This is a genomic window from Streptomyces showdoensis (assembly GCF_039535475.1).
GTDB lineage: Bacteria > Actinomycetota > Actinomycetes > Streptomycetales > Streptomycetaceae > Streptomyces > Streptomyces showdoensis.
In genome coordinates this window covers 189,567-215,677 of sequence record NZ_BAAAXG010000012.1, presented here as the reverse complement: position 1 = coordinate 215,677, position 26,111 = coordinate 189,567, and the positions used below count along the sequence as shown (strand labels likewise).

26 protein-coding genes are annotated in these 26,111 nt (G+C 74.0%); 9 read left to right on the top strand and 17 right to left on the bottom strand.

What is annotated here, in order from left to right; genetic code table 11:
• Positions 1-11: 11 nt before the first annotated feature.
• Positions 12-896, bottom strand: a complete 885-nt coding sequence (locus tag ABD981_RS07685; protein ID WP_123955060.1) for an inositol monophosphatase family protein — start codon at positions 894-896, stop codon at positions 12-14.
• Between the two features lie 128 nt (positions 897-1,024).
• On the opposite strand from ABD981_RS07685, the gene lplAB reads away from it, so the two are divergent.
• Positions 1,025-2,080 (top strand): lipoate-protein ligase LplAB, encoded by a 1,056-nt coding sequence (gene lplAB / locus ABD981_RS07680; RefSeq protein WP_046911074.1) that lies wholly within the window; start codon positions 1,025-1,027, stop codon positions 2,078-2,080.
• Positions 2,081-2,112: 32 nt separating this feature from the next.
• Here lplAB and ABD981_RS07675 read toward each other — a convergent pair whose 3' ends face one another.
• Both ABD981_RS07675 and ABD981_RS07670 read right to left on the bottom strand, forming a co-directional pair.
• A complete protein-coding gene (locus ABD981_RS07675; RefSeq protein WP_046911075.1) occupies positions 2,113-2,700 on the bottom strand; it encodes a class I SAM-dependent methyltransferase in 588 nt (195 codons plus the stop codon).
• Between the two features lie 176 nt (positions 2,701-2,876).
• On the bottom strand, positions 2,877-3,128 hold the full coding sequence (locus ABD981_RS07670; RefSeq protein WP_046911076.1) for a sensor histidine kinase: 252 nt from the start codon (positions 3,126-3,128) through the stop codon (positions 2,877-2,879).
• A 7-nt stretch (positions 3,129-3,135) separates the two neighbouring features.
• Here ABD981_RS07670 and ABD981_RS07665 point away from each other — a divergent pair, with 7 nt between their 5' ends.
• Positions 3,136-3,450 (top strand): ABC transporter permease, encoded by a 315-nt coding sequence (locus ABD981_RS07665; RefSeq protein WP_240495430.1) that lies wholly within the window; start codon positions 3,136-3,138, stop codon positions 3,448-3,450.
• A 58-nt stretch (positions 3,451-3,508) separates the two neighbouring features.
• Here ABD981_RS07665 and ABD981_RS07660 read toward each other — a convergent pair whose 3' ends face one another.
• From ABD981_RS07660 to ABD981_RS07650, 3 genes are all read right to left on the bottom strand, one after another.
• Positions 3,509-4,447, bottom strand: a complete 939-nt coding sequence (locus tag ABD981_RS07660; protein WP_046911077.1) for a hypothetical protein — start codon at positions 4,445-4,447, stop codon at positions 3,509-3,511.
• A 55-nt stretch (positions 4,448-4,502) separates the two neighbouring features.
• Positions 4,503-5,999, bottom strand: a complete 1,497-nt coding sequence (locus tag ABD981_RS07655) for an APC family permease (RefSeq protein ID WP_046911078.1) — start codon at positions 5,997-5,999, stop codon at positions 4,503-4,505.
• A gap of 92 nt (positions 6,000-6,091) precedes the next feature.
• A complete protein-coding gene (locus ABD981_RS07650; RefSeq protein ID WP_046911079.1) occupies positions 6,092-7,252 on the bottom strand; it encodes an agmatine deiminase family protein in 1,161 nt (386 codons plus the stop codon).
• Positions 7,253-7,451: 199 nt separating this feature from the next.
• Here ABD981_RS07650 and ABD981_RS07645 point away from each other — a divergent pair, with 199 nt between their 5' ends.
• The gene (locus ABD981_RS07645; RefSeq protein ID WP_123955062.1) at positions 7,452-8,096 is read left to right on the top strand and encodes a TetR/AcrR family transcriptional regulator; all 645 of its coding nucleotides are present in this window, start codon (positions 7,452-7,454) and stop codon (positions 8,094-8,096) included.
• A 21-nt stretch (positions 8,097-8,117) separates the two neighbouring features.
• Here ABD981_RS07645 and ABD981_RS07640 read toward each other — a convergent pair whose 3' ends face one another.
• The 8 genes from ABD981_RS07640 to ABD981_RS07600 form a co-directional block, all read right to left on the bottom strand.
• Positions 8,118-8,960 carry an ABC transporter ATP-binding protein gene (locus tag ABD981_RS07640; protein ID WP_046911080.1) on the bottom strand — a complete coding sequence of 281 codons (843 nt, stop codon included), beginning with the start codon at positions 8,958-8,960 and terminating at the stop codon, positions 8,118-8,120.
• Complete coding sequence (locus ABD981_RS07635) at positions 8,953-9,693, bottom strand: ABC transporter ATP-binding protein (RefSeq protein ID WP_345528657.1); 741 nt, start codon at positions 9,691-9,693, stop codon at positions 8,953-8,955. Before ABD981_RS07635 ends, ABD981_RS07640 begins: the two co-directional genes overlap by 8 nt.
• 249 nt (positions 9,694-9,942) lie before the next feature.
• On the bottom strand, positions 9,943-10,797 hold the full coding sequence (locus tag ABD981_RS07625) for an ABC transporter permease (RefSeq protein ID WP_046911082.1): 855 nt from the start codon (positions 10,795-10,797) through the stop codon (positions 9,943-9,945).
• A complete protein-coding gene (locus ABD981_RS07620; RefSeq protein WP_123955063.1) occupies positions 10,794-11,753 on the bottom strand; it encodes an ABC transporter permease in 960 nt (319 codons plus the stop codon). The genes ABD981_RS07625 and ABD981_RS07620 overlap by 4 nt, the downstream gene beginning before the upstream one ends.
• Positions 11,750-13,423 (bottom strand): ABC transporter substrate-binding protein, encoded by a 1,674-nt coding sequence (locus ABD981_RS07615; RefSeq protein ID WP_123955064.1) that lies wholly within the window; start codon positions 13,421-13,423, stop codon positions 11,750-11,752. Before ABD981_RS07615 ends, ABD981_RS07620 begins: the two co-directional genes overlap by 4 nt.
• A 98-nt stretch (positions 13,424-13,521) precedes the next feature.
• Entirely contained in the window at positions 13,522-14,535 is a 1,014-nt protein-coding gene (locus ABD981_RS07610) for an agmatine deiminase family protein (protein ID WP_046911083.1), read from the bottom strand.
• Between the two features lie 304 nt (positions 14,536-14,839).
• A complete protein-coding gene (locus ABD981_RS07605; RefSeq protein ID WP_046911084.1) occupies positions 14,840-15,415 on the bottom strand; it encodes a TetR/AcrR family transcriptional regulator in 576 nt (191 codons plus the stop codon).
• A 69-nt stretch (positions 15,416-15,484) separates the two neighbouring features.
• On the bottom strand, positions 15,485-17,158 hold the full coding sequence (locus ABD981_RS07600; RefSeq protein WP_205628290.1) for a serine/threonine-protein kinase: 1,674 nt from the start codon (positions 17,156-17,158) through the stop codon (positions 15,485-15,487).
• Positions 17,159-17,268: 110 nt separating this feature from the next.
• Here ABD981_RS07600 and ABD981_RS07595 point away from each other — a divergent pair, with 110 nt between their 5' ends.
• From ABD981_RS07595 to ABD981_RS07570, 6 genes are all read left to right on the top strand, one after another.
• Positions 17,269-17,925 (top strand): TetR/AcrR family transcriptional regulator, encoded by a 657-nt coding sequence (locus ABD981_RS07595; protein ID WP_240495431.1) that lies wholly within the window; start codon positions 17,269-17,271, stop codon positions 17,923-17,925.
• 187 nt (positions 17,926-18,112) lie between these two features.
• Positions 18,113-19,270: an agmatine deiminase family protein gene (locus tag ABD981_RS07590; RefSeq protein ID WP_046911085.1), complete on the top strand. Its 1,158-nt coding sequence runs from the start codon at positions 18,113-18,115 to the stop codon at positions 19,268-19,270.
• 77 nt (positions 19,271-19,347) lie between these two features.
• A complete protein-coding gene (locus ABD981_RS07585; protein WP_046911086.1) occupies positions 19,348-20,259 on the top strand; it encodes a DUF4436 domain-containing protein in 912 nt (303 codons plus the stop codon).
• A gap of 180 nt (positions 20,260-20,439) precedes the next feature.
• Positions 20,440-21,615 carry a 7TM domain-containing protein gene (locus tag ABD981_RS07580; protein ID WP_131723929.1) on the top strand — a complete coding sequence of 392 codons (1,176 nt, stop codon included), beginning with the start codon at positions 20,440-20,442 and terminating at the stop codon, positions 21,613-21,615.
• On the top strand, positions 21,612-22,475 hold the full coding sequence (locus ABD981_RS07575) for a sugar-transfer associated ATP-grasp domain-containing protein (protein WP_046911088.1): 864 nt from the start codon (positions 21,612-21,614) through the stop codon (positions 22,473-22,475). Before ABD981_RS07580 ends, ABD981_RS07575 begins: the two co-directional genes overlap by 4 nt.
• Complete coding sequence (locus ABD981_RS07570) at positions 22,475-22,696, top strand: hypothetical protein (RefSeq protein WP_046911089.1); 222 nt, start codon at positions 22,475-22,477, stop codon at positions 22,694-22,696. The genes ABD981_RS07575 and ABD981_RS07570 overlap by 1 nt, the downstream gene beginning before the upstream one ends.
• Here ABD981_RS07570 and ABD981_RS07565 read toward each other — a convergent pair.
• The 3 genes from ABD981_RS07565 to ABD981_RS07555 are packed head-to-tail and all read right to left on the bottom strand — an operon-like array spanning position 22,677 to position 26,010.
• Entirely contained in the window at positions 22,677-23,339 is a 663-nt protein-coding gene (locus ABD981_RS07565) for a response regulator (protein WP_046911090.1), read from the bottom strand. The genes ABD981_RS07570 and ABD981_RS07565 overlap by 20 nt on opposite strands.
• The gene (locus ABD981_RS07560; protein ID WP_123955066.1) at positions 23,336-24,841 is read right to left on the bottom strand and encodes a sensor histidine kinase; all 1,506 of its coding nucleotides are present in this window, start codon (positions 24,839-24,841) and stop codon (positions 23,336-23,338) included. Before ABD981_RS07560 ends, ABD981_RS07565 begins: the two co-directional genes overlap by 4 nt.
• A gap of 5 nt (positions 24,842-24,846) precedes the next feature.
• Positions 24,847-26,010 (bottom strand): agmatine deiminase family protein, encoded by a 1,164-nt coding sequence (locus tag ABD981_RS07555; protein ID WP_046911091.1) that lies wholly within the window; start codon positions 26,008-26,010, stop codon positions 24,847-24,849.
• Positions 26,011-26,111 lie beyond the last annotated feature (101 nt).

The following is a 26,111-nucleotide window of genomic DNA, read 5'->3' as shown; positions in this document are numbered from 1 at the left end:
CCGTAAGGGACTTACCCGGCCCCGAGCAGTGACCGGACCCACTCCGCGGTGGCCGCGTCCCGGGCCGCGGTGAAGGGCAGCGCGTTGCCCCCGGTGATGCGGTACCGCTCGCCGGTGAGGGTGCGGTCCGTGCCGCCCGCCTCCGCGACCAGGAGCAGTCCGGCGGCGTGGTCCCAGGCGTACTCCCAGGAGAAGGCGACGGCGTCGAGCTCGCCCTTGGCGACGGCCAGGTACTCCAGGCCCGCCGAGCCGCAGGGGCGGGGGCGGACGCCCTCGGTGCGCAGTCCGAGCAGGGCGCGCTTCTGGTCGGGGGTGGTGTAGTCGGGGTGCGAGGTGGCGATGGCGAGGGCCGCTCCCGGGGCGGGCGAGCCCGACCGTATGACCTCCCCGTTGACCGTGGCCCCGCCGCCGCGCACGGCGACGGCCAGCTCCTCCAGGACGGGCGCGTAGGTCCAGGAGGCCAGGAGCTCGCCGTGCCGGGCGAGGGCGACCAGGGTGCAGAAGCCCGCCTCACCGTGCACGAACTGGCGGGTGCCGTCCACGGGGTCGACGATCCAGACGGGGGCGTCGCCCTTGAGCGCCTCGTACACCGCGGGGTCGGCGTGCACGGCCTCCTCGCCGACGACGACGGAGCCGGGAAGCAGGGCGGTGAGGGAGGCGGTCAGGTGGGCCTCGGCGGCCCGGTCGGCGACGGTGACCAGGTCGTGCGGCCCGTTCTTCTCGACGATCTCCTCCGCGCCGAGCTGCCGGAAGCGCGGCATGATCTCGGCGGCCGCCGCCTTGCGGACCGCCTCCTCCACCTCGCTCGTGCCGCCGGCGAGGACGTGGGCGAGGAAGGCGCCGAAGGCGTCGGCGGAGGGGGCGGTCGGGTCCGTGAGCTCGCTGTGTCCGGTCATGTGACCAGCCAAGCACAACCGGCTGACATTCCGGAGGCCCCGCGACGACCTGTGGACAACCGGGGGACGACCGGCGGGCCCCGAGTACGCTTTGATCGAGTTCACCCCTTACATCCAGGGAGGGTCCCGTGCACGGCGAGTACAAGGTTCCGGGCGGCAAGCTGGTCGTCGTCGACCTCGACGTGGAGGACGGCGCGCTGCGCCGGGTCCGGGTCGCGGGCGACTTCTTCCTGGAACCCGACGAGGCGATCCTGGCGATCGACCGCGCGCTGGAGGGCGCAGCGGCCGACACGGACGCGGCCGGTCTCGCCGCCCGGATCGACGCGGCGCTGCCGCCGGGGACGCAGATGTACGGGCTGACCACGGAGGGCATCGGGGTGGCGGTCCGCCGGGCCCTGGCGCACGCCACGGACTGGACGGACTACGCCTGGCAGCTGATCCACGAGCCGCCGCAGTCCCCCGCCCTGCACATGGCGCTCGACGAGGTGCTGACCGCCGAGGTCGCCGCGGGCCGCCGGCCGCCGACCCTGCGGGTGTGGGAGTGGGGCTCCCCCGCCGTCGTCATCGGCAGCTTCCAGTCGCTGCGCAACGAGGTGGACCCGGAGGCGGCGGAGCGGCACGGCATCGAGGTGGTGCGCCGGATCAGCGGCGGCGGGGCGATGTTCATCGAGCCGGGCAACACCATCACGTACTCGCTCTCGGTCCCCGACGCCCTGGTCCAGGGCCTGTCCTTCACCGACAGCTACGCGTATCTGGACGACTGGGTGCTGGGCGCCCTCGGCGACATGGGCGTCAAGGCGTGGTACCAGCCGCTCAACGACATCGCGACCGAGGCGGGCAAGATCGCGGGCGCCGCGCAGAAGCGCATGGTCACGGGCGGCGGTGCGGTGCTGCACCACGTGACCATGGCGTACGACATCGACGCCGACAAGATGACCGAGGTGCTGCGCATCGGCCGGGAGAAGCTCTCCGACAAGGGCACCAAGAGCGCCAAGAAGCGCGTGGACCCGCTGCGCCGCCAGACCGGGCTGCCCCGGGAGGCGGTCATCGAGCGGATGGTCGCCTCCTTCCGCTCCCGTTACGGCCTGTCCGAGGGCACGGTCACGGAGGAGGAGCTGGCCCGGGCGAAGGAGCTCGCGGAGACGAAGTTCGCCACCCCGGAGTGGACCGCCCGGGTGCCGTGAGGCGGGGCCGGGCCCGATCCGGAAGACACGGGCTAGGTGCGGGCGACCAGGATGAACTCGTTGTAGGGGAAGACCTTGCCGACCGAGCGCGCGAAGGGGAAGGAGTAGGTGCGGTCGATGGTCAGGCCCACCTTCTCCGCGTGCCCGCGCAGGCCCTCGAAGTCGACGAAGCGCACGTGGGTGGCGTCCGTCTTGTAGCCCGCCTCCTGCGGACAGATCAGGACCACCGAGCCGCCCGGCTTCACCAGCGGCAGGTACTGCTCCAGGATCGAGTTCCCCAGCGCCTCGTCCATGTGCTCCAGCACGTGGGCGCAGAGCAGCGAATCGAAGGAGCCGGGTCCGCAGTCCTCGGCCCCGGCGAGCTCGTCCGGCGTGTAGGCGGTCAGGCCGCGCTCGCGGCAGGTGGCGACCGAGGTCGCGTTGTGGTCGACGCCGACGCTGTCGGGGCCGCAGTTCAGCAGGTTGCGCCCGAGTCCGCAGCCCACGTCGAGCACCCGGCCCAGGCCCAGGCGCTTCAGGTTCCACCGGTACGGCGCCTGGGTCGGCAACAGCCGCTTGATGCCCGAGGTCTCGAGCCGCGCGAGCCGCTGGGTGTAGTCGGAGGACTCCGTGCCGGACATTGAGGACCGCCTTCGTTGCGTCGTATGAACGCAGAACGACACCGTGGGAAACGAGTTACGGAGGCCCGTGTCCGTCCGGACACGGGCAGGGGCCGGACCGGTGCACGGCCTTCGTGTCTCGGTACGGGGAGGCTATGACAACGGGCGGGCCCTGGTCCAGGGTTCACGGCGCGTCGTCACGAGCCGGCGGTCTCCCCGGACCTGCGGGGCAGTTCGACCCGGACCGTGAGGCCGCCCCCGGGCCGGGGACCGGCGGTGATCTCGCCGTGGTGGGTGGCCGTGATCGCCCGGACGACGGCGAGGCCGAGGCCGGCGCCGTCGGCGCGGCGCTCGGCTCCGCGCCGGAACGGTTCGAACAGCTCGGGGAGCTCCTCGGGGTCGACGACGGGTCCGGTGTTGCCGACCTCGATGAAGGCCCGGTCGCCCACGGTGCCGGTGGCGACCGTCGCCGTCCAGGGCCGCGGCGAGATCGGGCTGCGCCGCGCGCTCGGCGCGCGGGGCGGGCAGATCGCCGCCCAGTTCCTGCTGGAGGCGGTGCTGATGGGCTTCGTCGGCGGGGTCGCCGGGCTCGTCATGGGCGGGCTGACCGTGTACGGGTACGCCTTCGCCCAGGGGTGGCCCGCCGCCGTCCCGCTCGCCATGGGCGTCGCGGGCCCGGTGGTCTCCGTCCTGGTGGCCGCGCTCGCCGGGATCTACCCGGCACTGCGCGCCGCCGGCTCGTCCCCGACGGACGCGCTGCGGTCGGCCTGACCGGCGGGGCGGGGGCCGGTGTTCCGCCTGACCGGCGGGGCGCGGCGGGGGCCGGTGTTCAGCCGGACGCCGTCGCGTCCCGCCAGCGGGTGAACAGCCGCTCGGGGTCCCCGGAGCAGTCCCAGGGCACCTCGGTGGCCCGGTTGCCGAGCAGCCGGAAGACTTCGCCCGCGCGGTCGGTCATGCCGGCCTTGACCAGGCCGTGCGCCAGATGGTTGAGGTCGGCGACGTCCTGCGCGTGCGGACGCCGGTGGACGATCCACGCGTCGAGGGCGTGCAGCAGGTCCCCGCGGGCCCGCTCGTCGCTCCAGTGGTGCGCCAGGCCGAGCGCCGCCCGCCCCTCCGTACGGACCCGGTGGCGGTAGTGCTCGGCCCGCGCCACCTGCGCGAGGATCGCGAGCGGCGAGCCCTGCGGGGCGCAGCCGGCCGCGTCCCAGGCGAAGTTGAGCGCCGCTCCGTACGAGCCGTGCCAGCGGGCGGAGAGGTGGCGCAGCGCCTGGTGGTGCCCCTCCCGGTGGTACGGGTCGCGGGCGAGGAGCTCGCGCCACCACGCGGACATCGCGGAGTGCCCGTCCGGGTGGAGCCGGCCGAGGGCGAGCAGCGAGACCCAGGGGTGCGGGTCGGCGGGGGCGAGCTCGGCCGCCCGGTGGCAGAACCGGGCCGCCCGGCCCAGCCGTCCGGCGTCCGGGGCGCGTCCGGAGCGGGCGGCGGCGAACATCCGCATCACCTCGGTCTCCGCGCGGAGCACGGCGGCGTCGGGGTTGCCGGGCTCCGACGCCTGCCACAGGTCCACCGTGCGGCGCCCGGCGGCGGCGTCGGCGAGCAGCCGGATGCGGTGGGCCCGCCGGTCCCAGTCGCCGGGTGTCCGCGCGAGCAGGTCGCGGGCGCCCTCCCAGCGGCCGAGGAGCACGTCCTCGCGTCCCTCGGCGAGTTCGGTGTCGCCGAAGGCGGGGTCGTAGTCGGGGGCCGCCGGGCCCCGGCGCAGCCATGCGGACATGCGGTGCTCCCTCATCGGGTCGGTTCTCCCCTCGCGTGGTGCGGGGCGGCGCGGTTCAGAAGTCCGAGAGGAGCCCGTCGCGCCGGCCGTCGGCCCGGCCGGGCGCCGGGAGCGGTTCGGTGAGGCGGTCCTCGGCGGTGCCCGTGCCGTACGGGCCGAGCGGCCGGGGGCGGAAGTAGGACCGCCCGCCCTGGAACCACGCCGTGCCCAGGGGGACGAGGCCGGTCGCCAGCGCGCCGAGGCCGATGGCGAGCTGGGTGGCGGTGAGCGTGCGGACCGAGGCTTCGAGGATCCAGACGTTGAAGGCCGTGCCGAGGAGCGGCCACAGTCCCAGCAGGACGAAGCGGCCGGGCGAGGTGAGGAGCACGCCGCGGCAGGCCACGGCGACGGCGAGGCCGGCCAGCGCGTAGTAGAAGGCGATCAGCAGGCCGATGCCCATGAGGGCGTCGTCGAGGAGGGCGACCCCGCGGTCGGTGAGCGCGACCAGGGCCAGGCTCGTCACGGTGACCGCGGTGACGGCCAGGGTGGCGGCCACGGGGGTCCTGCGCCGGGGATGGACGCGGCCGAGGAAGGCGGGGACGGTGCGGTCGCGGCCCATGGCGAACAGGGTGCGGGTGGCCTGGAGGAGGGTGGTCTCCAGCGTCGCGACCATGGCGAGCGGTACGGCGAGGGCGAGCAGGTTCCCGCCGGTGCCCGGCCAGGCGGCCTCGCCGAGCCGGCGCAGGAAGCCGCCGTCCGCCCAGGTCGTGGCGTCGGGGCCGAGGAGCACGTTCGCGCTGACGGTCAGGGTGATCAGGGTGGCGGCGACGACCAGGAGGCCGATCAGTCCGCCGAGGCCCGAGCCGCCGCGGCCGCCGCGGGTCTCCTCGCTGAGGTTGGCCGTCACGTCCCAGCCCCAGTAGAGGGCTCCGACGATCAGCGCGCCGGCGGTGAAGGAGTGGCCGGCGTCGAAGTGGCCGAGGCCGAACCACGAGAGGGAGAAGGACGCGGCGTGCGCGTCCCGGGTCAGCGCCGCCCCGGCCACCACGAGCAGGACGGCCAGTTGGGCGGCGACGGCGACGGCGCGTACCCCGGCGGCGATCCGTACGCCCGAGCCCGTGAGGGCGGCCGTCAGGAGGAACAGGCCGAGGCCGACCGCCGTGGCGAGGAGGCCGTCCTCCGCCGGGCGCGCGCCCAGCAGGGACAGGGTGGCCGCGCCGGTGGGGGTCGTGGAGGCGATGACGAAGAGCGTGGTCGCGGCGACCACGGCCCACCCGCCGAGGAAGCCGAGGGCGGGGTGCAGCGCCCTGGCGGCCCAGGAGTAGGTGGCGCCGGAGCTGACGTCCAGCCGCCCCAGGTACCGGAAGGCGAGGGCGATGCCGACCATCGGGACCGCGCCGTAGAGCAGCGCGGCGGGGGCGGCGAGGCCGACCGCCGCGACGAGGGCGGGGATCAGGGCCACCACGGTGTACGCGGGGCCGCAGCCCGCGACCGCCATGACCACGGAGTCGAAGGTGCCGAGGCCGCCGGCCCGGAGGCCGCCCCCGCCGTTGTTGCCTGACTTGTCGCTCACCTGTGCGCCTTTCCTCGGCTGTGCGGGACGAGAGGGGTGGCGTCCGGCCGGGGCGGGAGCGGTTCGCCCGATCCCGGCCGGACGCGGGTCCGTCAGCGGACGGGCTGCTGCTGGGTGACGCAGTGGATGCCGCCGCCGCCGGTGCCGAGCCGGTCGATGTTGAGCTGCTCGATCACACGGCCCGGGTAGAGCCGGGCGAGGGTGGCCTTGGCGGCGGTGTCGGCCGCGGTGTCGCCGAACTGGCCGGAGATGATCGCCCCGTTGCAGACGTAGTAGTTGGCGTAGGAGGCGAGGAAGTCCTTGTTGGTGGAGCGGATCTTGTAGTAGTCGGGGCCCTGGAGCTTGCTGACGGCCATCGGGGCGCCGCCGGCCGTCGTGGCCGAGGACAGGATCTGGTACTGCTGGCGGGCGTCCTTCGCGTAGACGTCGGTGTCGGTGGACAGCGGCATCTGCACCAGCGCCTTGCCGGGGGCGAGGAAGCGCGAGGTCGCGTCGACGTGGTCGTCGGTGATGTCCTGGTTGCGGACGCCGTCGAACCAGATGACCTTGGAGGCGCCGTAGGCGGCACACATGGCCGCCTCGATCTGGCGCTCCGTCATCCCGGGGTTGCGGTTGTTGTTCACGATGCTGCTGCGGGTGGCCATCAGCGTGCCGGCGCCGTCCTGTTCGATGGCGCCGCCCTCGCCGACGAGGTCGGCGTAGGTGAAGGGGACCCCGACGTAGGCGGCGATCCGCTCGGCGACGAGCTCGTCCCTGGCGTGGGTCTGCCGGTTGCCCCACCCGTTGAAGTTGAGGCCGACCGCGTCGAGGCCGCCGGCCCCGTCGGTGCGGAAGACCGGGCCGGTGTCGCGCATCCAGCAGTCGTCGACGGGGATGGAGCTGATGACGGTGACCGTGGAGCCGCACAGCGAGCGGGCCTTGGCGGCGCTGCCCGAGTTGGCGCACACGATGACCGGCTCGTACTTCGCGATGGTGCGGGCGATCAGCGCGATGTCCGCCTGGACCCCGCTCAGCTTGCTGCCCCAGATCGAGGTGCTGTCGGGGAAGGCCATCCAGGTACGGGTGTGGCGGACGTCCTCGATCGGGACGGCGAACGTGCCGGCCGCGGCCCGGGCGGCGAGCGAGCGGACGCCCGCGTAGGCCTCGGTGCCGGCCAGGGCCGTGCCGACGGCCGCGAGTCCGGCGGCCTTCAGGAACCGGCGCCTGCCCAGGCCTCCGGCGCCGCGCGGGCCGCTCTCGGCGTGATCGTTCATTGCTGCCTCCAGCTGTCAACTCCCCGCGGAACGCCCGCGGTTGCTTCGGAAACGTAGAACTGACCGAGCGCTCGGTCAATATTTTCGGACGGCCTTCTTCGGCCACCCCGGCCCGCACCGCGCCCGTCGCCCCGCGGATCGGCCGCCGAAGCCGCGGAAGCCGCAGGTGACGGCCGGGGGCCCTGGCTAGAGTGAGCCCATGGCCGCATCCGCGAAGGACTCCCGGAACCTCACCGCTCCCCCGCCCCCGAGGCCCGCGACACCGCGGTCGCGGGCCTCGGCGAAGGGCGAGCAGACCCGTGCGCGCCTGATCGCGGCCGCCCGCACCCTGCTGGCCGGCGAGCTGGGCGAGCGGTTCACCACCCGCAACGTGGCCGCGCTGTGCGGGGTTTCGCACGGGATGTGCCACTACCACTTCCAGGACCGCACCGACCTCGTGCTGGCCGTCGTCGAGGACATCCGCCCCGAGTGGGTGCTGCCGCTGGAGGAGGCCGTCGCCGCCCCCGGCACCTTCGCCGAGCGCGCGGAACGCGTCCTCGCCCTGCTCGACGGGCCCGAGAGCACGGACCTCGCCCACCTCCACTCCGCGCTGCACTGGCACGCCCTGAACGACGAGCGGGTACGGGAGTCCCTGGCGGCGGAGTACCGGCGCTGGCGCGCCTGTTTCGTCGCCCTCTTCCAGGTGCTGGCCGACGAGCGCGGCGGCGGGATCGACCCCCGCCCGCTCGGCGAGGCGGTCGCCGCGGCCGTCGACGGACTGGCGGCGGTGGAGTCGCTGGAGGCCGGGATCGAGGACGGGGCGGTGCTGCGGACCCTGGTCCGCACCCTCGCGGCCGGCGTCTGAGCCGCCCGCTTCCCGCCGCCCCTACAGCGCCCGGCGGGCGGCCGCGATCCGCTCCGGGTCCCAGCCCGGGCGCGGCACGGACTCCAGCAGGAGCCGGGTGTACGGGTGCTGCGGGTCGGCCAGCACCTCCTCGGTGCGCCCGGCCTCGACGACGGCTCCGTGCCGCATCACGATGACCTCGTCGGTGACGCAGCGGACCACGCCGAGGTCGTGGGTGATGAAGAGGTAGCCGATCGAGGTCTCCTCCCGGATGTCGGCGAGCAGGTTGAGGATCTGCGCCTGCACGGACACGTCCAGCGCCGCCACCGCCTCGTCCAGCACGAGCACCGCCGGTTCCACGGCCAGGGCCCGCGCGATGGCCACCCGCTGCCGCTGCCCGCCGGACAGCCGGCGCGGCAGCGCGTCGGCCGCGCGCGTCCCCAGCCCGACCTGGTCGAGCAGCTCCCGCACCCGCCGGGCGTGGTCCCGCTCCGGGAAGTGCAGCTTCAGCGTCTCGCGCAGGGCCGCCTCGACGCTGGTCCGCGGATCGAGCGAGGAGTAGGGGTCCTGGAAGACCATCTGGACCTCGCGGGCCCGGGCCAGCCGCCGCGCCCGGCCGCGGCCCCGTTCGGTCCGGGACCGGCCGCGGACGTGCACCTCGCCCTCGTCCGCGTACTCCAGACCGACGACGATCCGCGCCGTGGTGGTCTTGCCGGAGCCCGACTCCCCCACGATGCCCAGTGATCCGCCGTGCGGCAGCGTGAACGACACGTCGTCCACGGCCTTGACGGCTCCGTAGCTGCGGCGCAGGCCCTCGACGGCCAGCACGGGCCCGGGACGGTCCGGACCGTCCGGCTCGTCGGGCCCACCGGGGTTCTCAGACATCGACTGCGCTCCCTTCGAGCCGGTCGCTGTGGTGGCAGGCGGCCCGGTGCGCGGGCCGGCCAGGGGCGGAGAGCGGCGCGGGCGCCCGCAGGTCGCACACCTCGGTCGCCAGCGGGCAGCGGGCGGCGAAGGCGCAGCCCGGCAGCTCAGCCCGGAGGTCCGGGGGCTGCCCGTCGATGGCGGCGAGCCGGCCGCGCGGGCCCTCCATCCGGGGGGTGGAGGCCAGGAGGGCGGCCGTGTAGGGGTGGCGGGGGTGCGCGAAGATCTCCCGCGCGGGCCCGCTCTCGGCGATCCGCCCGGCGTACATCACGTACACCCGGTCGCTGATGGCGGCGGCGAGGTCCAGGTCGTGGGTGACGAACAGCAGCCCGGTGCCGAAGCGCTCGCGCAGCCGGCCGAGGAGGGCGACGACCTCCGCCTGGGTGGTGACGTCCAGGGCGGTGGTGGGCTCGTCGGCGAGCAGCAGGGCCGGGTCGCCCATCAGGGCCGCGGCGATCATGACGCGCTGGAGCATGCCGCCGGAGACCTGGCCGGGGTACTTGGCCAGGGCGGTGTCGTCCAGGCCCACCGCCTCCAGGAGTTCGACGGCGCGGGCCCGGGCCCGGTCCGCCGTCATCGTCCTCGTCAGGCGGACGCTCTCGGTGAGGAAGTCGCCGATGCGCCGGAGCGGGTTGATGGCCGCCCGCGGGTCCTGGAAGATCATGGCCGCGGTGCCGGTGCGCAGCGTGCGCAGCCGGTCGGCGTCCAGGGTGAGGACGTCCTCGCCGTCGACGAGGACGGAGCCCTCGGTGACGGCGCCGGGGGGGCAGCAGGCGCAGGGCGCTGCGCGAGGTGAGGCTCTTGCCCGAGCCGGACTCGCCGACGAGCGCGACGGTCTCGCCGGCCCCGACGGTGAGGTCGATCCCGTCGAGGACGGGGCGGGCCGTGCCGGGCAGGGTGATCCGGAGCCCTCGGACGTCGAGTGCGGGCCGGTCGGTCGTGTTCATCGGTCTCTCCTGGCGACGCGGTCGGCCCAGCGCTCTCCGACCACGTTGAACGCGACCACCGTCAGCACGATGAGGGCGCAGGGCAGGATCGCGGACAGCGGGTAGCCGTGCTGGACGGCGGTCTGGCCGTCGAAGACCATGCGGCCCCAGTCGGGGGTGAGCGCCGGGACGCCGAGTCCGAGGAAGGAGAGGCCGGCGAGGTCCATGAGGGCGTAGCCGAAGTTGATGGTGGACTGGGCGAGGACGACGGGGGCGATGTTGGGCAGCACGTGGCGCAGGCAGATCTGGAGCGCCGAGTGGCCCTGGACCTGGTAGGCGCTGACGTAGGGGCGGGCGCGTTCGGCGAGGACCAGGGAGCGGGTCAGCCGGCTGACGTAGGGCAGGTAGGCGACGGCGAGGGCGAGGACCGGGGCCAGCAGCCCCTCGCCGTAGATCGAGATGATGAGGATCGCCAGCAGCATGCCGGGGAAGGCGAAGACCAGCTCGGTGCTGCGCGAGAGCAGCGAGTCCAGCCAGCCGCCCCGCCAGGCCGCGGCCATGCCGACGACGACGCCGGCGACGGTCGAGAAGAGGACCACCCCGAGCGGGCCGAGCAGCGAGGTGCGGGCTCCCAGGAGCAGCCGGGAGAGGGTGTCGCGACCCGCCGCGTCCACGCCGAGCAGGTGCTCGGGCGAGGGTCCCGCGAGCGCGTTGCCGAGGTCGACGGCGTTCGGGTCGTACGGCACGAGGAGCGGGGCGAACAGCGCCGCGGCCACGACCAGCAGGACGAAGCCCAGACAGACCAGGTGCAGCGGCGAGCCGGCCGTACGGATCCGGGCGAGGCCCGGCCGGCGGGTGAGGACGGCGGTCATGCGGAGGACCTCCTCGATCCGAGGGTGATCCGCGGGTCGACCAGGGGGAGCAGGAGGTCGACGATGAGGTTCACGATCATGAACAGGGCGACGATGATCAGGGAGATGGCCTGGACGGTCGGGAAGTCCTTGGTGGAGGTGGACAGTTCCAGGAGCTGGCCGATGCCGCCGATGCTGAACGCGGTCTCGACCAGGATCGTGCAGACCAGCAGGGTCGAGACGATCAGGCCGCCGGTGGTCAGGACGGTGCCCAGCGAGTTGCGGAACACATGGCGGCGGATGACCTGGCGCTCGGGCACGCCCCGGCTGCGGGCCACGGTGACGTGCTCGCTGTCGAGGGCTTCGAGCATCGCCGAGCGGGTGACCCGGGCCAGCATGCCGATCAGGTAGAGGGCGAGGGCGATCGCGGGGAGGGTCAGGTGCCAGACCTGGTCGAGGAAGCCCTCGCCGGCGCCGCCGCTGGGGAACCAGCCCAGCTTGACGGCGAACAGCGCCTGGAGCAGGACGGCCGCGACGAACGACGGGGTGCCCACGGCGAAGGTGGTGGTGACGAGCACGGCGGAGTCGGTGGCGCCGCCGCGCACGGCGGCCACCCGGCCGAGCACCAGGCCGACGGCCACGACCACGAGCAGCGCCATCAGGACGAGCAGCAGGGTGGTGGGGAGGCGGTCGGCCAGCAGCCGGGAGACGTCGGTCCGGTAGGTGATGGACCGCCCGAAGTCGCCCTGGAGCATGTCGCCGAGCCAGCGCAGGTACCGGACCAGGAAGGGGTCGTCCAGGTGGTACTGGGCGTTGATCGCGGCGAGCGCCTCGGGCGAGGCCGAGCGGCCCGAGAGCAGGAAGCTCGCGGGGCTGCCCGGCGCCAGGTACATCGCGCCGAAGACGACGAACGACGCGCACAGCAGCGTGGCGGCCATCTCGGCGAGCCGTCGGACGGCGAATCTCGTGAAGCTCACCGTGCGGCCCCCACATCGGCGGCCCACGGGTAGTACATGTACGCGATGGTGGTGGGGGCGCCGGTGATCCGCTTGTTGAGGAAGACGGCGGTGGGCCACTCGGCCACCGGGATCCACAGCAGCCGCTCGGCGGCGTGCTTCTGCAGCTGCGTCTCGATCGTCAGGCGCTTGTCGGGGTCGTACTCGGCGGTGGCCCGGTCGACGCCCTCGTCGTACGCCCTGTCGCTGTAGCCGGCGAAGTTCAGGTACGCGCCGGTCTTGAAGCTCTGGAGCAGGTCCAGCGGGTCGGTGATCGAGTCGTAGTAGGTGAGCGGGAACATGTCGATGCCCTCGCGCGCCTTGGGATCGGTGAACAGGGCGGTGAACGCGTTCGGCGCGATGGTCTTGAGCCGGATGTCGAGGCCGATCTGGGCGCCGGCCGACTGGACGGCGGTGGCGAGCAGCGAGACGTCCTGGCCGATCGAGCTGGTGGCGACGGTGAGGGTCCTGCCGGTGGCGCCGGCTTCCTTGATGAGCGCCTTGGCCTTCGCCAGGTCGGGTGCCGTGGGCGGCAGGCCGTCGAGCGCGGCCTTCCGGGTCTCCGGTGAACCCGCGGCCCAGGCGGCCCGGGTGGTGAGCGAGTGGGTGACGGTGCCCGCGCCGCCGAGGCCGGCCTCGACGAAGCCGGAGCGGTCGAGCGCGAGGGAGAGCGCACGGCGGACCCGGACGTCGCCGAGCGGGCCCTTCATGTTCGTGATGTTGACGTTGACCGTGCTGAGTCCCTCGCCGAAGTAGAGGGTGCCGACGCCGCTGCCCTTGAGCCGGCCGTAGCTCTCGGTCGGGATGAGGTAGCCGCCGTCGGCCTCGCCGCTGAGCAGGGCGTTGGTGCGGGCCGAGGGATCGGTCATGAAGCGGAAGACGACCTTGCCGGACTTGGCCTTGCGGCCCCAGTAGCCGTCGAAGCGGTCGAGCTCGACGGACTGTCCCTTGTTCCAGGTGCCGAGCTCGAACGGACCGGTGCAGGCGAGGCCGCCGGAGGTGCCGTAGTCCTTGCCGGCCTTCTCGACCCCGGCCTTGGACGCCACGACCCCGGCGGCGGTGGCCATGTACTGGGGGAACTGGGAGTCGGGCTTCTTCAGCTTGACGGTGACCTGGAGCGGTCCGGTCTTCCGGACGGTGGCGACGTTCTGAAAGTTCTGGGCCCAGGCGGCGGCGTTGTCGGGGTCCGTCTGCCGGCCGAGGCTGTAGACCACGTCGTCGGCGGTCATCGTCCCGCCGTCGTGGAACCTCACCCCGGCGCGCAGGTCGTAGACCCAGGTGGTGGGGTCCGGGTTCGAGGCCTTGCGGGCGAGGCCCGGCTCGAGGGTGAGGCCCGGGGTCCAGCGCATCAGGCTCTCGCACACGTTGGACAGGATGGTGTTCTGCGGGTAGTCGAACGCCACCGTGTAGTCGAGCGTGGGCGGCTCGGCGTAGACGGCCCAGGTGAAGGAGTCGATCTCGCCCTTCGCGGCGGGCGTGGTCTTCGACAGGGACACGTCGCCCGCGTCGCCTCCGCCCTTGGGCGGTCCCGCGCAGGCCGCGACCAGGGCCGTGGCCGTCAGGAGGACGGCCGCGGCCGCGAGCGGGCGGCCGGACGCACGGCCGCGTCGGGTGCCCGCGCGTCTGCTGGCGCGCAGTACGGGTGTGATCATCGTCGCGCTCTCTTTCCGTACGGTCTGTGCGTACGCGATGGGGGAGGCTGCCGGACCGCGGCGGACGGTCCGGCAGGAGCGGTCGGGGGCCGGTCCGGTTACGGCAGGGGCTGGGCGACGGGGATCTGCTGCGTGATGCAGTGCACTCCCCCGCCGCCGAACGCGATCGCGAGCGCCCGCACGCCGACCACCTTGCGGCCGGGGTAGGCCGCGGCGATCACCGCGAGGGCCGCGTCGTCCTGGGGCAGACCGGCCACGGGCACGACGACACCGCCGTTGGCGACGTAGTAGTTCAGGTACGACACCTCGACCTCGCCGTCGGCGACGTCGACGAACGCGGCCTGCGGCACGTCGACGATCTCCAGGCGGCGGCCCTGTGCGTCGGTGGTGACCTCCAGTACCGCGCGGTTGGCCCGCATCCGGGCGTAGTCGGGGTGCGCGGGGTCCTCGGGGAGGGAGACGACGACCTTGCCGGGGGCGGCGAAGGCACACACCCCGTCCACGTGGCCGTCGGTCTCGGTGTCGAGCAGACCACCGTACGGAAGCCAGACAACCTTACGGACGCCCAGCCGGGATTTCAGCTCGGCCTCGATCTCGTCCCGGTTCATGCCGGGATTCCGGTTGGGATGCAGAAGGCACTGCTCGGTCGTGATCAGCGTGCCCTCGCCGTCGACGGTGATCGCGCCGCCTTCGAGGATCATCTCGGAGCCGATGCGCTCCACGCCGAGGTGGTCGAGGAGCAGGGAGCTGATCCGGTCGTCGGCGTCGTAGGGGTGGTGCTTGCGGCCCCAGGCGTTGAAGCGGAAGTCGACGCCGGCCCGGCGGCCCTCGGCGTCGAGGACGAACAGCGGGGCGGAGTCGCGGAACCAGGAGTCGTCCACCGGGAGCTCCACGACGGTGATCTCCGGGCCGCACCAGGTGCGGGCGTCGTCGCCGTGACCGGGCGGGGCGACCATGGTCACCGGCTCGAACTCGGCGATGGCCTTGGCGACGTTCGCGTACTCCTCCTTGACGTCGTTCAGCACACTGCCCCACAGGTCGGGGCGGGTGGGCCAGGCCATCAGACAGCCCTCGTGCGCGGACCACTCGGCGGGCATACGGAATGCGGTCATCTGAAGCTCTCTCTTGGGTGGCTGGAATCTTCCTCTCAACTGAATTTTCAGTCAAGAGTGCGTCATGACAGGGCCGAAGCGAATCCACGGTGCGGGTACGTCAAGGGGGACGCGGGGGCGTCAGAGGGAGCAGGGAGGGCGGCGGGGTCCCGCGAAGGGCCCCGAAGGCCCGGGAGCCGGCGGCTGCGAGGGCGGATCCGAGCTCGGCGTGGACTCACTGTGACATTGACTGAAAAGACAGTCAAGGTTTCGGGCGAGGCACCACCCCACCAGGTGGGGACGGGTGCGAGGGCTCAGCGGGGGCTCAGCGGAGGCCGGCGAGCTCCGCCTCGATGGCGCCGAGCAGCAGGCCGCGAGCGTGGTCGATCTGGATGCCGCCGCCGAGCCAGCGCATGCTCAGCCCCTCCAGCAGGGCGGTGAGCCGCTCCCCCGCGGCCGCGAGCGCCGAGGCGGGCGCCATCGGCAGCACCTGGCCGAGCAGCGCGGCCACCTCCTGGGTCCACACCAGGGTGGCCCGGGCGAGGTCCTCGCGCAGCAGCTCGTCGAAGACGGCGCTCGCCCGCAACTCACCCCAGGCCGCGCTGTTCTCCCGCACCTCGACGGTGTCCTGGAGCTCCAGGAGCAGCGTCTCCTCCAGCTCCTCGCGCGGGCTCAGCGGCGGGGCGTCCGGGTCGCGGTCGGTCGTGTAGCGCTCGGCGCGGTCGTTGATGAACTCCAGCGTGTGACGCAGGATCCCGGCGCGGTCCTTGAAGTAGTAGTAGATCAGCGCCGTGGACACGCCCGCCTCGGCCGCGAGTTCCTCCACCCGCAGCCCGCGGATCCCGCGGCGGGCGATCACCCGCGCGGCGGCTTCCAGGATCTGAGTACTACGAGTCGCCATGCCCGAACCCTACCTGGCGGCCTCGCGGCCCCGCGCGCACCCGGTCGGGGCCCGGCCGCCCGTCCCCGCTCACCCCTCCCGGTGGTGGCGGTCGACGGTGACCGTGACGGACCCGCCGCCCGCGGCGGCCTCGACCAGGCGCACGATCGCGACGTCCTTCTGGTCGGCGCTCCGTACGCAGAACGGCCGTTCGTCCGCGAGCTCGGCGAAGGGCAGCGTCGTCACCGGCTGCGTCTCGATGCCCTTGACGCAGTCGGCGACGCTCAGGTCGTCCCCGGCCGCGATGAAGGCGTCGCTCTCCTCGGACACGACGAAGGCCCCGGCGTTGCGGGCGAGGTACCAGGCGGCCGTCTCCTCGGGGACGACCTTGCCGGCCCGGAGGTCGAACTCGTAGCTCGCGTCGGGCGAGGTGAGCTCGGTGTTCGCGTACGCGGGCGCGTACCCGGCCGCGGCGGAAGGAGCGGTCGGCCGAACCGACGGCGCGCCGGAGCTCCCGGCCGTCCCCGCCCCCGTCCCCTCCTCCGGCGGGTGGTCGAGGTAGGAGACGACGGCCCCTCCCGCGAGGAGGGCGAGCAGCGCCACCAGGGCGGTGACCAGGAGTCGGCGGCCCCGGCGGGGCGCGCGGCGCGACGCCCGGGAGCCGTCCGCGGGGAGCGGCCCCGGCGCGCCGGTTCCCGTGCTCCCGGTTCCCGTGCCGTCGCCTCGCGGGTGCGGCCGCCCGTACGGGGTGGCCGCCGAGGCCGTGACGGTGGCCTGCACGTGCGTCGGGGTGGGGAACGGCGTCGGCGCGGAGGCGGGGCCCGGCGCCGGGAGGGGCGGGGGCGTCGGGCCGGCCCCGTACCCCTCGATGTCGTCGCTGACCGGGTGGGGCAGCCAGTCGTCGGCGAAGCCGGGGCGGGGACCCACGGCCGGGTGGGCGTGGACGGCCGCGATCAGTTCGACGGTGGTGGGCCGGTCCTGGGGGTTCTTGGCGAGGCAGTGCCCGATCAGCTCCCGCAGCCCGGCCGGCACGCGGCCGAGGTCGGGCCCCTCGTGGACCACGCGGTAGAGCGCGGCGGCCTCCGGCCCGTTGCCGAACGGCGCCGTGCCGCAGGACACGTAGGCGGCGAGGGCGCCGAGCGCGAACACGTCCGTCGCGGGGGTGACCGGGTGCCCCAGCGCCTGCTCGGGAGCCATGTACGCGGCGGTGCCGATCCGCAGCCCCGTGCCGGTGAGCGCGGCCTCGTCGGCGGCCCGCGCGATCCCGAAGTCGATCACGCGCGGACCGTCGGCGGCGATCAGCACGTTGGCGGGCTTGAGGTCCCGGTGCACGACGCCCACCCCGTGGATCCCCTGGAGGGCCTCGGCGATGCCCGCGACGAGCGGCAGCACCGTGCGGACCGGCAGCGGGCCGTGCCGCTGGACGACCTGCTGGAGGGTGGGGCCGGGGACGTACGCGGTCGCCAGCCACGGCGTCCTGGCGTCCACGCCGTAGTCGACCACCTGCGCGGTGAACAGGCCGTGGATGCGGCGCGCGCTGGCCACCTCCTGGGCGAACCGCTCGCGGAACTCGGGATCCGCGGCGAACTCCTCCCGTACGGCCTTCAGCGCGATGGGGCGGCCGCCCGGGGTGTACGCCAGGTAGACGACGCCCATGCCGCCGGCGCCCAGCCGGGCGTGCAGGCGGTAGCCGCCGATCTCGCGGGGGTCGTCGGGAGACAGAGCCGTGCGGGCGGGCTGGGCACCGGGGGGCTGAGCGGACATGCGGCGGCTCTTTCGGCGAGGGGGCGTGAGGCCCCCGCATCGTGCCCCTAACTAAAGTTTCAGTCAATATGAGACGATGGTGGCCGGAGACCACCGGAAGGGACGATGGGGTGACGGATCGCAGAACGGCCATCCTGGAGGCGGCAGCCCGCACCCTGGCCCGGCGGGGGGTCCGCGGACTCCGCGTGGACGAGCTCGCGAGCGAGGCCGGAGTGTCGACCGCGCTGGTCTACTACCACTTCAAGGACCGGGCCGGCCTCCTGGGACGCACCCTGGAGTTCATGACCGACCGGGCACGACAGTACACCGCGGGACAGAGCGGCACCGAGGCCCCCACCGACCCGCGGGGCCTGCTGGAATTCGCCTTGCTGTGGGAGTTCCAGGAGCTCCCGGACGTGCGCGCCGACAGCACCGCCTGGAGCGAGCTGCGCGCCGGCGCGATCTTCGAGCCCGGGCTCCGGGAGGCGCTGGCCAAGGCGGGCGAGGCCTGGATCCGGGAGGTCACGGAGCTGCTGGCCCTCGCCCGCCCGGCCGCGGGCCCCGAGCGGCTGGCTTCCTCGGCCGAGCGCCTGACCGCCCTGCGCGAGGGGCTCAACGCGCGGCGGCTCGGCGGCGTCCTGCACATGGGACACGCCCGCGCGCTGATGCGGGAGGCGATCGGGGTGGAACTCTCCCATCTCGCCCACGCCGCCCATGACTCCGGCGGCACCCGCACCGCCGGTGCGCCCCGCGTCACCCCCGCCGCCCACGCCTCTCCCGGCGTTTGACTGAAATTCCAGTCAGTGTCACAGTGTGGACCATGAGGCCGTACCCGCCGTCGCGGCAACCGGCGCTCGGGGTCCGCATCACGCACTCTTGAAGCAGGACTCGCACGGCGCTCTCGCGCCCCCTCTCCCCGTGCCCCCCACCTCGGCCGGACGCCTCCCTCCCGTCAGTCCACGATCGGAGTCCACCGTGACCTTCCTCCCCTCCCGCCGCTCCGCCCTCCGTTCCTTCGCCGGCATCGGCGCACTCGTCCTCGGCGTCTCGGCCTGCGGCCCCTCCGACCCCGGCCTGGTCGGCGCCGCCGGCAGCGCCGGCACGGACTCCGGTGCGGACGGGGGGCGCCGGCTGGGCGCCGAGTGGGAGAGCCACACCCGCACCTTCATGTCCTGGCCGGCCCTGGAGGCGGTCTGGGAGGACGACCTGCGCTACGTGCGCGAGGACATCGCGCGGATCGCGCGGGCCGTCGGCGAGTACGAGGCCGTCGTGATGATGGCCCGGCCCGACCAGCTGAAGGCCGCCCAGCGGGCGTGCGGTTCCCAGGTCGAGGTCATCCCCCTGGAGGTCGACGACCTGTGGGCCCGCGACACGGTGCCCGTCTTCGTCGAGGAGGACGGCGTCGTCACCGGCGTCGACTTCAACTTCAACGGCTGGGGCAACAAGCAGCGGCACGACAACGACGCCCTGGTCGGCGAGACCCTGCTCGGGAAGTACCGGATCCCGCGGGTCGAGGCGCCGCTGGTGGCCGAGGGCGGCTCCTTCGAGACCGACGGCGAGGGCACGCTGCTCATCACCGAGAGCTCGATCGTCAACGACAACCGCAACCGGGGCAAGAGCCGCGACCGCATCGAGGCCGAGCTCAAGGAGACCCTCGGCATCGAGAAGGTGGTCTGGCTCGCGGGCGTCCGCGGCGAGGACATCACCGACGCGCACGTCGACAGCCTCGTCCGCTTCACCGCCCCCGGCGTCGTCCTCCTGGACCGGGCGTACCCCGGCACCCCCGCCGACTCCTGGTCCCGCTCCGCCGACCAGGCGAAGTCCGTCCTGTCCCGGGCCACCGACGCGCGCGGCCGGCGCTTCGAGATCATCGACCTGCCGCAGCCCGACCTGAACAGGATCACCGGTGAGGGCGACGACTTCGTGTCGACCTACGCCAACTTCTACATCGCCAACGACGCCGTCTTCATGCCCAGGTTCGGCGACCGCAAGGCCGACAACCGGGCGAAGAGCATCCTCCAGGAGCACTTCCCCAAGCGGGACGTCGTCCCGGTCCCGATCGACACGATCGCCTCGGGCGGCGGCGGCATCCACTGCTCCACCCACGACCAGCCCGGCAAGCCCGCCGCCTGACCCCGCGCACCACGCGCCTCACACGCACTGCCCGCACCATCCGCACCGCACGCACCACGAGCACCCCCGGAGTCACCGTGTCCAAGAACCGGCGCCAACCGCGCACCCGCAGGAGAACGCTGGTCCCCGGGCTGCTCCTGGTCGCCGTGGTGTCGGCCGTCGCCGTGGGCGCGTGGCTGCAGTTCGGCGAACGCCAGGCCCTGGACACGGTGTACTCGGCGGGCGGTGCGGAGCCCGACCGGGTGGACGTCGACGCCACCGTCCAGCGCGTCGACGCCGCCGGCCGGGAGCTGGTGCTGCGGGTCCTGGTGACCCCGCGCGGGGAGCTCGCCGAGGCCGGCGGGATCTCCCCCGCCGAGGACCTGGTCGTGCAGACCTCGGCCTCCACCGGGGGTGATCTGACCTTCAAGGCCCACAGCCGGATCTCCACCCGGGACGTGCCGGTCGCCCTCACCGGCGGCCCCATCACCGACTACCCCTTCGACGCGTACGAGACGGCCCTGGAGTTCGGTGCCACGCAGGGCGGTGAGAAGGTCCCGGTCCACATGCGCCTCTCCAACAACGACGCCCTGTTCTCGGCCTCGGTGGACGCCTCCGACAGCGACGGCGTCGCGGTCTTCGAGGTCGGGCTGGCGCGCTCCAACAGCGTCCTGGTGTTCGCCGTCTTCATGATGGTGGCGATGTGGGCCCTGGCGGTGTCCGTACTGATCGGCGCCTGGTACCTGGTCACCCGGCGCAAGGGCCTGACCTGGCCGGCCCTCGGCTGGATGGCCGCCACGCTCTTCGCCCTGGCCGCCTTCCGCAACACGGCCCCCGGCGCCCCGCCGATCGGCTCCCTGCTCGACTACCTCGCCTTCCTCTGGGCGGAGACGATCGTCGCGTTCTGCCTCGTCACGGTGGTCGTGGCGGGGATGCGGGCCGAGCCGCCCGCCACGGGCCCCGGCCCGGACGCCCCCGCGGACGCGCCCGCGGCCACACCCGCTCCCTGAGTCCCGCACGGCACACTGCCCCGACGCGACGGCCCGCCCGGTACCCCGTACCGGGCGGGCCGTCGCGTCCGTGCGTCCGTGCGTCCGGACGTCGGTGCACCCGTGCGGCACAACTTTCGTTGCCCCGCCGTGGCCGATCGGCAGTTTCGGCCGCCCGGCCCGCCGTTGAAGGCTGTCGACGTGCAAGACCTCCTGAAGAACGAAACGTATACGGACGGCAGGGGCCACCGGCGCGGGCGCCGCAAGGCACCCGCCCTCGTGAAGGTGCTCGCGGCCGTGGCCGGCCTGGGCGTCCTCCTCCTCGCGGTGCTCGGCTCCCCGGACCGCCCCCTCGGCCCCGGCCCCGAGGTCATCGGCGAGCGGGAGATGGTCCGCGTCAGCGGCCCCACCGGCAAGTCGGCCGAGGTGCTCGCCCTGATCGACACCGGCGCCTCGGCGTCCTCGCTGGACACCGGCCTCGCCCGGGAGCTCGGCTTCGACCTGGCGGCGGCGCCCGAGATCACCGTGGGTTCGGCGCTCGGCCGCGAGCGGCGCCCGGTGGTCGACACGACGGTGCGCCTGGCCGGCCGCTCGTTCGTCGCGAAGACGAGCGTCAACAACCGGTCCAAGCGCGAGACCCCGGTCCTGCTGGGCCGCCAGGACGTCCAGGGCCTGCACGTCGCCGTCGGGAAGCGGCTGCTCACCCAGCCCGACGCGACGGCAGCGCCCTCGGCCCTGCGGATCCTCTTCGCCAAGGCGCCCGCGATCGACCCGGTCTCGATGATGGCCCTGCTGCCGCTGGCCGCCCTGCTGATCGTGCTGCTCCGGGTCGTCGTCGGGCTCAACACGCTCGGCACGTTCAGCCCGGTGCTGCTGGCCCTCGCGTACGCGCAGTCGGGCCTGCCCCTGGGCGTCCCCCTGACCCTGGCGATGTTCGCGCTCGGGTTCGCGCTGCAGCCCCTGCTGCGCGGGCTCCACCTGCCGCGGGTCGCCCGGCTCGGCGTGCTGATCGCCATCGTCACGTCCGGACTGATCGCCGCCCAGCTCGGCCTGGGCAGCTTCGGACTCTCCGACTCCTGGGGCATGTCCCTGCCCATCGTCGTCACGGCGATCGTGACCGAACGCCTCTGGGAGGCCTGGGACCTCGACGGCGTCCGGGCCGCCGCCACCGGCGCCGCCCTCACCATGGGCACGGCCGTCCTGGTGGCGTCGCTCCTGCTCACCCCGTACGTGAGGGAGCTCGCCGAAGCGGTCCCGCTCCAGCTCGCGGTCGTCTGCGCCGTCTGGACGGCGGTCGTCGGCACCTACCGCGGCCTGCGGCTGAGCGAACTCTTCCGGTTCGCCCCCGCCGCCCGGGCCCAGGAGGGCGCGTCGTGATCCGGCTCCGGGGCTGGGACCCCGTCATGGGCATGAACCTGCGCAACGCCCGGATCTCCCGGCAGAACTCGACCGCCGCCATCCGGCTCGTCAACGACAAGTACGCCACCAAGGAGGCGCTGGCCGCGGTCGGCGCCCCCACCTCGCCCACCCTCGCCGTGCTGCGCTCCCGGCGCGAGATCGCCGGCCTCGACTGGGACGCCCTGCCCGGTTCCTGGGCGCTCAAGCCGAACCAGAGCCTGGGCGGCAACGGCATCCTGCTGGCCTTCGGCCGGCGCCGCGCGCACTGGACGTCCTCCTCCGGGAAGCGGATCACCCGGGCGCTGGTCGCCGACCAGCTGCGCCGCATCGTGGACGGGGAGTTCTCCCCGCGGCCCAGCGACTGGGCCCTGTTCGAGCCCCTGATCCGGGCCCACCCCGGGCTCGCCCGACTCTCCCACCAGGGCCTGCCCGACATCCGCGTCATCTGCGAACGGGACCGGCCGCAGCTGGCGATGCTGCGGCTGCCCACCCGGTTCAGCGGCGGCCGGGCCAACCTGCACCAGAAGGCGATCGGCGCCGCCGTGGACCTGCCCACCGGCCGGATCACCCACGCCCTGGTCGGGAAGGAGTCCACCGACACCCACCCCGACACCGGGGCGCTCCTGATCGGGGCGACCGTCCCGCACTGGCCGGAGGTGCTCGACGCGGCGCGGCGCTGCGCGGGGGCCACCGGACTGCGCTATCTCGGCGCGGACATCGTCGTCGACGCCGACCGCGGGCCGCTGGTCCTGGAGGTCAACGCCCGCCCGGGACTGCAGATCCAGAACGTCACCGGGCGCGGTCTGATCGCCGCGGTCGAAACCCCGAGGAGCCACTGATGCACCGGACCGCGTGGACCGCGCTCGTGACCAAGACCGTCGTCGCCGGGGCGGCCGGCGCCTTTCTGGCGTTCAGCGCGGCGGGCGCCCGGCCGGCCCCGTCGCCGCCCCTGGGGCCGACGCCGCCCGCGGACACGGCACCGGCGCCGACACCGACACGCACGCAGACGCTGCCGCCGACGCAGACGCCGGCGCCGACCGTCAGCGCGTCCCCCGGCTGAGCCGGGCGTCGTGGGCCAGGAGGGCGGCCTGCACGCGGTTGGCGCAGCCCAGCTTGGTGAGCATCCGGCTCACGTACGCCTTGACCGTCCCCTCCCCCAGGTGCAGCCGCTTGCCGATCTCCGCGTTCGAGGCGCCGGTCCCCACCATCGCGAGCACGTCCCGCTCGCGGTCGGTGAGGCCGGCGATCCGGCCGAGGCGCGGATCGGCGGGCGGCTCGCCGCTGCCGAGGTAGTGGTCGATCAGGTGACGGGTGATCGGCGGGGAGACGACCGGTGCGCCGGTGGCGACCCTGCGGACCGCCTGGATCAGCTCCTGCGGCGTGCTGTCCTTGAGGAGGAAGCCCATCGCCCCCGCCTTCAGGGCGCGGGCCACGTAGGTGTGTTCGCCGAAGGTGGTGAGCATGACGACCCGTACGGAGGGGGCCGTCGCGGCGATCCGTTCCGCCGCCTCCAGTCCGTCCTCGGTGCCCCGCATCTGGATGTCGAGCATGGCCACGTCGACGCGGTGCCGTCCGGCGAGCCGGGCCGCCTCGGGTCCGTCGGACGCCTCCGCCACGACCTCGATGTCGTCGGCGTGCTTGAGGACCAGTCGGATGCCGGCGCGGACCAGGTCCTGGTCGTCGGCGAGGAGAACACGTATCACTGCGGAAGCCTCGGGGTGTGGGGGACGGCTCTGACGGGTGGCGTACGGAAGGCACGCGCGGATTCCTCGGCGCCGGGCTCCTCGACGAAGGGCCCCTCGACGAAGGGCTCGTCGACCACGGACTCCTCGACGACCGGTTCCTCGACGACGGTGCGGGCGTCCCCTTCCGGATAGGGGACGAACGCGAGGGTGACGAACTGCAGGGCGACCACGCCGACGACCCCGAGCACCATGGCCGCGGCGGCCGCCGCCCGGTCCCCCCAGGTCCGCTCCGCCGACACGGCCCGGTGCCCGGGAGGCCGGGGCGTGCTCGCCGGCGCCGGGCCGGCTCCCAGGGGGATGCGCGCGGCCACGGCGTACCCGCCGCCGTCGGCGGGTTCGGCGCGCAGCGTGCCGCCGAGGAGGCGGATCCGCTCGTGCAGGCCGACCAGGCCGAGGTCGCTGCCGGGCAGGCGGTACGGGCGCGCGTCGTCCGTCTCGGGCCCGTTGCGCACGTCGATCCGCACCTCGCGGGCCTCCCGGCGCACGACCACCCGGACGTCGGCGGCGGCCGCGTGCTTGTGCACGTTGGTGAGCGCCTCGCGGACCACCCGGTCCACGGCCCGCCGCGCGGTGGGGCTCTCCCCCGCCAGGTCGGCGCCGGTCCACTCCAGGTCCACGGCGATGCCGGCGGTGCGGGACTGGGCCACCATCGCGACGAGCTCGGCGTGCGTCCCGGTCCGGGCGGTGAGCGGCTCGGGTCCGGCCACCGGGTCCCCGGCGCGCAGGACGCCCAGGATGTCGCGGAGTTCGGCCATCGCGCGCCGCACGGTGCTGTGCACCAGCAGCGCGCTGCGGTGGACGTCGGGGTCGCCGCCCTCGGTGGCCATCCCGAGCCCTCCCGAGTGCAGGGCGATGAGGCTCAGCCGGTGGCCGAGCAGGTCGTGCATCTCGCCCGCGATGCGGGAGCGTTCCCGCGCCCGGGCCTGTTCCTCCGCGGAGTGGTGGGCCTCCTCCAGGAAGGCGTTGCGTTCCGCCAGGGCGTGGACCAGTCGTTCGCGCTGTCCGGCCAGCGCGCCGACGAGGCCGGGGAGCACCCCGCACACCATGCCGGTGACCAGGACGACCATGACGTCGTACTCCAGGATCGGGGTCGGCTCCGCCGCCGATTCGGCCGCCGTCACCGCCAGGGGCAGCGTCGTGCACGCGGCCAGCAGCGGGACCCGGCCGCGGAGCCGGGCCCAGCGCAGACCGGCCGTGTACGCCACGGCGGCCAGGGCCCCGCCGGTGAGCGGCTCCAGGGCCACCAGCAGCGCGGCACCCGCGAGGGCCGTCGCGGGTGCCGCCCGGCGGGCCAGCACCGCGACCGCCGCGCCGGCGGCGGTCGCGAGCTGGCCGGTGGTGCCGAAGAGCGCGTCCTGCTCGGAGCTCCAGCTGTCCCAGTCGAGGAGCGCGCCGACCGTCGCCGCGGTCACGGCGATCAGGACGGCGTCGGAGACCGTGCGGAACACGCGTTCTCTCATGTCGCTCAGACGGCCGGCGGGACGACCGGCTGCGACTGGGTGGCGCAGTGGATGCCCCCGCCGCCGCTCGCGATGTTGTCGATGTTCAGCTGGACGACGGTCCGGTCGGGGTACGCGGCCTGCAGGATCGCGTAGGCCACGCCGTCGGCGTAGGCGTCGCCGAACTGCGGCACCAGGACGGCGCCGTTGGCGGTGTAGTAGTTGGTGTAGCTGGACAGGAAGCCGTCCTCGTCCTTGCGGCGGATGGCGGCGCGGTCGGGGCCGGGGAGCTCGGTGACGGTGAGCCGGCGGCCCTGCGCGTCGGTGGCGCTCTGCAGCACCCGCTTGGTCTCCTCGTAGACGGCGACCCACTGCGCGTCGGTCTTGGAGCCCGGCTTGTCCAGGATGACCCGCCCGGGCGCGACGAAGCGGGCCAGACAGTCGATGTGGCAGTCGGTGATGTCCTGGCCGGCCAGGCCGGGCACCCAGATGACCTTGTCGATGCCGAGCGCGGACTTCATGGCCTGCTCGACCTGGTCCTGGGACGTGCCGGGGTTGCGGTTGGGGTTGACGAGCGAGCTGACCGTGGCGAGCAGGGTGCCCTGGCCGTCGGTCTCCAGGGAGCCGCCCTCGCCGACGAAGGAGGCCTGGACGCGGTCGACGCCGTACTGGCCGAGCAGGGTCGCGGCCGCGGCGGCGTCGTTCGCGTAGGGCTGCGCGTACTTCGTGCCGGCCTTGCCCCAGCCGTTGAAGTTGGTGTCGACGCCCGCGACGGCGCCGGGGGCGACCACGAAGGTCGGGCCGAAGTCCCGGATCCACAGGTCGTCGTTGGGGATCTCGACGACCTCGATGCCGTAGTAGGCGCCGCTGCCGCACTGGTAGCGGGCCTCGGCGGCCTGGCTCGGGCGGGCCAGCATCACGACCGGCTCGAAGCGCGAGAGGGCGTACGCGACGTCGGCGATGTCCCGGCGGACCGCGCCGAGGGACCGGGGCCAGACCGACGAGAGGGCGGGCCAGGCCATGAAGGTGCGGACGTGCGGGTCGGTCTCCGCGGGCATCCGGAGGGTGGCGCCGGACGGCGCGGTGGCCGCGCGGGCGGCCGTCGGCAGTGCGGCCCCGAGAGCGGCGAGGGGCACTGCGGCGGCGCCGAACCGGAGCAGGCGGCGCCGGGAGGTGACGGGCGTGTTCATGGGACTCCCCTGATGAGGGACGGGAGGACGCCCGTCATCCTGGCCCGGACTGAATTTTCAGTCAACATGCCAACTGAAGATTCAGTCAGCATGAGACAATC